5 protein-coding genes are annotated in these 6,864 nt (G+C 72.5%); 3 read left to right on the forward strand and 2 right to left on the reverse strand.

Annotated features, from left to right (window positions below):
* Positions 1-43: 43 nt before the first annotated feature.
* Entirely contained in the window at positions 44-898 is an 855-nt protein-coding gene (larC, locus tag N866_RS02025) for a nickel pincer cofactor biosynthesis protein LarC (protein WP_052022263.1), read from the reverse strand.
* Positions 895-2,175 carry a lactate racemase domain-containing protein gene (locus tag N866_RS02030; protein WP_034221913.1) on the reverse strand — a complete coding sequence of 427 codons (1,281 nt, stop codon included), beginning with the start codon at positions 2,173-2,175 and terminating at the stop codon, positions 895-897. The genes larC and N866_RS02030 overlap by 4 nt, the downstream gene beginning before the upstream one ends.
* 143 nt (positions 2,176-2,318) lie before the next feature.
* Here N866_RS02030 and N866_RS02035 point away from each other — a divergent pair, with 143 nt between their 5' ends.
* The 3 genes from N866_RS02035 (at position 2,319) to N866_RS02045 (ending at position 6,810) form a co-directional block, all read left to right on the forward strand.
* A complete protein-coding gene (locus tag N866_RS02035) occupies positions 2,319-3,221 on the forward strand; it encodes an HAD family hydrolase (RefSeq protein WP_216699358.1) in 903 nt (300 codons plus the stop codon).
* Positions 3,222-3,256: 35 nt separating this feature from the next.
* Positions 3,257-4,981 (forward strand): glycoside hydrolase family 3 protein, encoded by a 1,725-nt coding sequence (locus tag N866_RS02040; protein ID WP_034221950.1) that lies wholly within the window; start codon positions 3,257-3,259, stop codon positions 4,979-4,981.
* Positions 4,982-5,232: 251 nt separating this feature from the next.
* Positions 5,233-6,810 carry an ABC transporter substrate-binding protein gene (locus N866_RS02045; protein WP_034221916.1) on the forward strand — a complete coding sequence of 526 codons (1,578 nt, stop codon included), beginning with the start codon at positions 5,233-5,235 and terminating at the stop codon, positions 6,808-6,810.
* The last annotated feature ends 54 nt before the right edge of the window (positions 6,811-6,864 follow it).

Here is a 6,864-nt window from a genome sequence, read left to right on the forward strand (position 1 = left end):
CGGGCCGGCTGAGCCCCCGCGTCGCCGGGCCGGCCCGGCCGGCCTAGGGCCCGTCGTGCGAGTGACCGTGCTCGTGCGGGTGCTCGTGCGGGTGGTCGTGCTCGTGCTGGTCGGAGTGCTCGTGCGGGTGGTGGTGGTGCTCGTGCGGCGTGCTGCCGGCGTGGTCGGCACCGTCCGGCACGTCGCCGACGACGACGCGCACCACGTTGGCCCGGCCCGGCACGTCCTTCGTCCCCGCGCCCACGCCGTAGGTCGTCACGCGCATCCGGGGCAGCGGCCCGCTGCGGTGCGCGAGCGAGGTGACCAGCGCGACGCCCGTCGGCGTCGCGAGCTCGCCCTCGCCCCCGGCCAGGACGTCCCAGCCGGGGACGAGCGCCAGCACGGCCGGCGGCGGCACGGGGAGGGTCCCGTGGTGGGCCCGGACGGTGCCCGACCCGAGCGCGACCGGCGAGACGACGACCTCGTGCACGTCGAGCGCGACCACGCCCGCGCACGTGCCGACGACGTCGGCGACCGCGTCCAGCGCCCCCACCTCGTGGAAGTGGACGTCCTGCGCGGGCACGCCGTGCACGCGACCCTCCGCCTCGGCGAGCCGCGCGAAGGTGCGCAGGGCGAGGTCCCGGACGTCGTCGGCCAGCGGTGCCGCGGCGAGCAGCTCCCGCACGTCGGCCCACGTCCGGTGCGGCGGGTCCGCGACGAGCACCTCGACGTCCACCTTCGCCGCGCGCAGGCCGGCCCGGACGACGTCGCCGTGCACGAGGCGGACCGAGCCGGGCAGGACGGCGTCGACGGCCTCCTGGAGCCGGGCGAGGGGCACGCCGGCGTCGACGAGGGCGCCGAGGAGCATGTCCCCGGCCACGCCCGCCGACGCGTCGATCCAGAGGGCGCGCCGCGTCACGGCGCGGGCTGGGTGCGCAGGCGGTGCAGGACCTCCCCGGCCTGCGGGACGACGAGCGTGCCGGGGTCCTGGGCCCAGGCCTCGGCGTCGACCTCCGCGGGGTCGAGGTAGTCCAGGTTCACCGACCGCACGACGTCCTCGGGGATGCCGGTCGCGAGCGTCACGGTGACGCGGCAGCGCTCGCCGTGCTCGTGGTCGTAGGTGCCCGCCCCGCGCAGGTGGGTCGAGTGCGCCAGGTCCCCCCAGGGGGTGTCCTTGAAGCGGTCCCACTGCTTCACGAAGTAGTCGCGGCAGTGGTAGCCGATCCGTGCGATCTCGGGGTGCATCACCGAGATCTCGGTGATGTGCGGCGCGTAGAGGACGACCTGCCCGCCGTCGGCGACGACGGGCTCGACCTTGTAGAAGCCCTTGGCCCCGGTCCACATGTCCTCGTACTTCTCGGGCACGAGGGACAGGACGCGCCGCACCGGCGCGTCGAGGTACCGCACGTGCGTCTCGGCGGAGACGTCGGCCGCGGCGGCCCACGCCTGCTCCGGCCGACCGAACGCGGCGGCGTGCAGCTCACCGCTGCCGGACCGGACCACGAGGCACAGCGCGTACCGGTCGCCGGGGACCAGCGAGGCCGCCTCGTCGATGAGCGCGCGCACCGGGGTGATGCCCCGCGTGCCGATGATCTCCACGCTGGAGATGAGCGCGCCGAGCCAGTGGGAGACGTTGATGACGTCCTTGGCGGAGATCCCGGGGAACAGGTACTTGTTCCCGCCGGAGAAGCCCACTACCTCGTGCGGGAACACCGGCCCCACGATGAGCGTGGCGTCGTGCTCGACGACGGCGCGGTTGATCCGGACGTCGACGGGACGGACCAGGCGGCCCTCCGACAGCTCGCCGAGGCGCTCGGCGGCGATCGTGCCGACGGAGACGAACGTGTCCTCGTCCCACCACTCGTGGTTGAGGACCTGCATGCCGGGGTACGTGTCCTCCAGCGCGCCCTCCGCGTAGCCGAGGTGGCGCGCGAGGTCGGCGTCGCTCATGGCCTGGTGCGTCCCCAGCGCCACGAGGACGGTGAGCCGGGTGACCCGGTCCCGGACCGCGGCGTGCAGGGTCCTCAGGAGGAAGGGCAGGGGGCAGCTGCGGGTGCCGTCCGGGACGACGACGCACAGGCTCCGGCCGTCGAGGGGCACCCCGGCGAGCTGCTCCTCGACGAAGGAGCGGACGGCGGCGTCGTCGAGGACGACGGCGGGGCCACCCACCACGGCCGCGGGCGAGGGAGCGTTCATGGGTTCACTCTCTGCGGGGCGCGCGCGGGGTGCAAGGGACTGCGGCAACAGGTGGCAACCGGTTGTCGTCCGACGGCGTCGAGGGCTTGACTCGAGAGCGACGTGCGGCCGACCGCCGCAGACCCCCAGACCCAGGAGACCACGTGGTCCAGGCAGCGGTGAGCCAGGCCGGGGCGCTGGACGCCTTCGTCCCGCGGCACGACTTCTTCGTCGGCGTCGACTCGGACGGCTGCGCGTTCGACGCGATGGAGATCAAGCACAAGGAGTGCTTCACCCCGAGCACCATCAAGCACTGGCGGCTCCAGGCGGTGTCCTCGGCGGCCCGCGAGACGGCGGAGTTCGTCAACCTCTACTCGACCCACCGCGGGCTGAACCGGTGGCGCGCCCTGGTGGAGGTCTTCGACCTCCTGCGCGAGCGGCCGGAGCCGGCCCGCCGGGGCGTGCAGGTGCCCTCCGGCGACGCGCTGCGGGCGTTCATCGCCTCGGGCCTGCCCCTGAGCAACGCGGGGCTGCGCGCCTACGCCGCGGAGCACCCCGACCCCGAGCTCGAGCAGGCCCTGCGGTGGACCGAGGGCGTCGACGCCGCGATCGCGGACATGGTCACGGGCGTGCCGCCGTTCGCGGGCGTCCGGGAGACGCTCGCCCGCGCCCGCGAGGCCGCCGACGTGATGGTCGTCTCCGCGACCCCCGTCGAGGCGCTCGAGCGCGAGTGGGGCGAGCACGGCCTCGCCGCGTTCGTCGACCTCATCGCCGGCCAGGAGATGGGCACCAAGGAGGACCACCTCCGCCACGCCGCCGTCGGCCGCTACGACGCGGACCGGGTGCTCCTCGTCGGCGACGCCCCGGGCGACCGCGCGGCAGCGCAGACCGCGGGCGTGCAGTTCTACCCGATCGTCCCCGGGCGGGAGGACGAGTCCTGGCTCCGTCTGCACGACGAGGCCCTCGACCGGTTCTTCTCCGGCACCTACGCCGGCAGCTACGCCGACGCGCTCGCGGCGGAGTTCGCCGCGGTGCTGCCGTCGACGCCCCCGTGGCAGCAGCGCTGACCACCCACCCCGAGCACCAGCAGAAGGAGTCACACGTGGGTACCACCGTCGACCTGAGGGCCCTGCCCTACGGGCTGTCCGACGAGGGCGTCGCCTGGGTCGAGGAGACCCTCGCCTCGATGAGCGTCGAGGAGAAGGTGGGGCAGCTCTTCTTCAACCTGTTCCACTTCGGCGGCGACGCCTTCGGCGGGAACACGCTGACCAACGAGGAGATCCTCGCCCGGTACCACATCGGGGGGGCGCGCTACCACGGCGGCAGCGGCGAGCAGGTCCAGGGCCTCATCAACGACCTCCAGCGCGCGAGCCGGATCCCGCTGCTCGTGGCCGCGAACACCGAGTCGGGTGGCAACGGGGCGTGCGCCGAGGGCACGTACATCGCCACCGGCGCCCAGTGCGCGGCCAGCGGCGGCGAGGAGGTCCCGTTCCGGACCGGCCTCGTCTCGGCCCGCGAGGCCGGGGCGCTGGGGGTGAACGTCGTCTTCGCGCCGATCGTGGACATCCTCCAGAACTGGCGCAACACCATCGTCAACACCCGGGCGCACGGCACGACGGCCGACGACGTCATCCGGTCCACGGGCGCCAAGGTCCGCGGCCTCCGCGCCGAGTCGGACATGATCGTGTGCATCAAGCACTTCCCCGGGGACGGCACCGAGGAGCGCGACCAGCACCTCGTGCTCGGCGTCAACGAGCTGCAGCCGCAGGAGTGGGACGAGTCGTTCGGGCGGGTGTACCGGCACCACATCGACGAGGGTGTCGAGATGATCATGGCGGGGCACATCGCGCTCCCGCACTACCAGAAGCTGCTCGACCCGAGCCTGGAGGACGCCGACATCCTCCCCGCCACCCTCGCGCCGGAGCTGCTCCAGGACCTGCTCAAGACGCGCCTCGGGTACAACGGGCTCGTCGTCACCGACGCCAGCCACATGCTCGGCATGACGGCGGCCATGCGACGCCAGGACTACGTGCCCCGGGCCATCGCGGCCGGCTGCGACATGTTCCTCTTCTTCAACGACATCGCCGAGGACTTCGGGTTCATGCTCGACGGCGTCCGCGACGGGGTCATCACTCCCGAACGGCTCGACGACGCCGTCCGGCGCGTGCTCGGGCTCAAGGCGAAGGTCGACCTCGTCGGCAAGCGCGAGCGCGGCGAGCTGGAGAAGGGGGCGACGGACCTCGAGGTCATCGGGTGCGAGGAGCACCTGCGCTGGCGTGCCGAGGCCGCCGACGCCTCGATCACGCTGGTCAAGAACACCCTGGACCAGCTGCCGATCCGGCCCGAGACGCACCGGCGGATCCGGCTGTACTACCTGTCCCAGGAGAGCGACGGCATCTACGCGGCCGGCGAGGGGACCCTCGGCACGCTCGTGGCCGAGCTGGAGGGCCGCGGTTTCGAGGTGACCGTCAACGACGGCGCCTCGCGCGTCAAGGGCCCGACGCTGGCGTACCGCGACGAGGTCGACGCCGCGCTGGTCGTGGCCAACGTGGTCGGCTACGCCGGGGAGAACAACTACCGGATCCGGTGGAAGGTCGCCATGAGCACCGACGTGCCCTGGTACGTCCACGAGGTGCCCACGGTGATGGTGTCGCTCAACTACACGACGCACCTGCACGACGCGACCATGGTCAAGGCGTACATCAACGCGTACCACGACAACCCCGAGGCGATCCGTCAGGTCGTCGACAAGATCATGGGGGAGTCGCCGTTCAAGGGCCGCTACGACGAGCACGTGTGGACCGAGAAGTGGCAGGCGCGGCTGTAGCGAGGACCTCCTCCCGGGGGCGATGAGCTGAGGTGCACGAGGGGCACGGCCAGGTGGCCGTGCCCCTTTTGCGCACCCCGGGGGCCGCCTGTCAACCCCTCCCAGGGCAACTCTTGGCAACCGGTTGCTCCTCGTTCCCGCCCGAGGGGACCTTAGTCACACCCACCGGAGGGCGTCCCCCCTCCGACCCCCCGGGGTAAGGCAGGACCTCCCCCCGTCCCGCACGGCGGGCCAGACAGAAGGAACCGACGATGAAGTCACTCAGGACCCTCGCGCCCGCGGCTGTCGCCGCGGCCGTGGCCCTCACGCTCACCGCGTGCGGAGGCGGCTCCGCGGCCCCCTCCACGGACACCCAGGACGGCCAGGAGGCCGAGGCCACCGAGGACGGCACCCCCGCCCGCGGCGGCACCCTCACCCTCGGCATCCTCCAGGAGCCGGCCTCCTGGGACCCGGCGCAGGCCCACGTGGGGCACATGCTGCAGCCGTTCCAGGCCGCCTACGACACCCTCCTGCTGCGTGAGCCGGACGGGACCCTCGCGCCGATGCTCGCCTCGGAGTGGGGCTACACCGACGACACGAAGACGGTGCTCTCGCTGGAGCTCCGCACCGACGTGACGTTCTCCGACGGCGCGCCGTTCGACGCGGACGCCGTGGTCGCCAACATCGAGCACTTCAAGGTCGACAACGGGCGTCAGGCGGCGCAGGCCGCCGCCATCGAGACGGTGACCGCGGTGGACGCCGACACGGTCGAGATCGCCCTGTCCGCTCCCGACCCGGCGCTGGAGTACTACCTCAGCCAGGCCCTCGGTCTCATGGGCTCGCCGGCCTCGCTCGGCACCGACGAGATGGACCGCCTCCCGGTCGGGACCGGCCCGTACGTCATGGTCGCGGACCAGTCGGTCGTCGGCTCCCAGTACGTCTTCACCGCGCGGGAGGACTACTGGAACCCCGAGCTGCAGCGCTGGGACCAGATCACGATGAAGTTCCTCGCCGACGTGACGTCGCGGGTGAACGCCCTCGTCTCGGGCGAGGTCGACGCGGCCCTGCTCGACGCGACCACGTACCAGCAGGCCGAGGCGGCCGGCAAGGCGCTCCTCGAGTACGGCACGGACTGGCAGGGCCTGCTCCTCATGGACCGTGACGGCGCCGTGAACGAGGCGCTCGCCGACGTCCGGGTGCGCCAGGCGATCAACCACGCCTTCGACCGTGAGGCGATGCTGGCCCAGGTCGGCGGCGGCAAGGGCGAGGTGACGAGCCAGGTGTTCGGCACGGCGACCGAGGGCTACGACCCCGAGCTCGACGACTACTACGCCTACGACCCGGAGAAGGCCATGGAGCTCCTGGCCGAGGCGGGCTACGAGGACGGCCTGACCATCGAGATGCCGGTCCTCACCCCCGGCGCCGAGACGATCATGACCTTCGTCACGCAGCAGCTCGCCGACGTCGGCATCACCGTCGAGCAGACGTCCGCCCCGGCGGCCGACTACGTCGCCAACCTCGGCCAGGGCAAGTGGGGCGCCGCCTGGTTCAGCCTCTTCCAGGGCCCGGACTGGGTCGCCGTGCAGCAGATCATCTCCACCAACGCGCTCTACAACCCCTTCGACTCGGCCACCCCCGAGATCGAGGCGGCGATCGAGGTGCTGCGCGCCGGCGGTGACGACTCCGCGGAGGCGGCTGCCGAGATCAACCGGATCGTCACGGAGAACGCGTGGTTCGCGCCGTGGTTCCGGCCCAGCCAGCTCTACTTCCACGACCCGGCCAAGGTCGCGGTGGAGCCGCAGATCCAGATGGCCGTGCCGTCGATCTACAACTACGCACCGGCCTCCTGAGCCGAACGGGTGGGGCGAGGTCGGTAGACCTCGCCCCACCCACCCACCCCCTCC

It is taken from the genome of Actinotalea ferrariae CF5-4 (assembly GCF_000603945.1).
Lineage (GTDB): Bacteria > Actinomycetota > Actinomycetes > Actinomycetales > Cellulomonadaceae > Actinotalea > Actinotalea ferrariae.

Bases quoted from the DNA above. Each gene is read 5' to 3' on its own strand.
- N866_RS02030 (WP_034221913.1), bottom strand. From the start codon at position 2,175: ATGAACGCTCCCTCGCCCGCGGCCGTGGTGGGTGGCCCCGCCGTCGTC.
- N866_RS02045 (WP_034221916.1), top strand. From the start codon at position 5,233: ATGAAGTCACTCAGGACCCTCGCGCCCGCGGCTGTCGCCGCGGCCGTG.